Genomic DNA, 717 nt, shown 5'->3' with positions numbered 1-717 from the left:
TGAAATTCCTAAATCTAAATCAAAGACTCACCAATAAACGACAAAACACAATCAGTATAATATCTTAACATATAAACTTATTATACTGATATGAAGACTAAAAAATGGGACTCAATAAGCAAGCGAAAATTTTAAGCGAGAGGCAAGAAAAAACGGTGCTAAGCTCACTACAATCAACCACCTACCCAACCCGCAACACTGCGATGTTCCTGCTCTCTATCAAAGCAGGCTTAAGAGCAAAAGAAATTGCAGCGCTCACCTGGAACATGCTGCTCACCCCAGAAGGCCAACTTTGTGAAGCGATCCATCTACGTAACACCGCGAGCAAAGGTAAACAAGGGGGTCGAGTCATCCCACTCAATAAACAATTAAAACAGGCCCTATCCCAGCTATTAGACGAGTCAAAGCCAAAGCATGGACAAAGGCCAGTAATTCTCTCGCGTCGCAATTCGCACTTTCCGACCCAAACGGTGGTTAACTGGTTTGCCGAACTCTACAAAAATTTAGGCTTTGAAGGCTGTAGTAGTCACAGTGGTCGCCGGACTTTTGTCACAAGAGCGGCTAAAAACATCATCAAAGCAGGTGGTTCTTTGCGTGATGTTCAACAGCTTGCAGGACATACCACACTACAAACTACTCAGCGTTATATCGAGGGTGATAGTGAGGCTAAAAAGAGAATTGTGGATTTAATTTAAGTAACGTAAGCGTCGCTACCTC

Annotated in this window: 1 protein-coding gene; it reads left to right on the top strand. The window is 43.0% G+C overall.

The window, feature by feature from the left end:
• Positions 1-104: 104 nt before the first annotated feature.
• The gene (locus tag C200_RS10225; RefSeq protein WP_033923761.1) at positions 105-695 is read left to right on the top strand and encodes a tyrosine-type recombinase/integrase; all 591 of its coding nucleotides are present in this window, start codon (positions 105-107) and stop codon (positions 693-695) included.
• Positions 696-717 lie beyond the last annotated feature (22 nt).

Origin of the sequence: Piscirickettsia salmonis LF-89 = ATCC VR-1361, from assembly GCF_000297215.2 — a bacterium.
Lineage (GTDB): Bacteria > Pseudomonadota > Gammaproteobacteria > Piscirickettsiales > Piscirickettsiaceae > Piscirickettsia > Piscirickettsia salmonis.
Note: the sequence above shows the minus strand (reverse complement) of the source record. Positions and strands in the feature narration are given on the sequence as shown.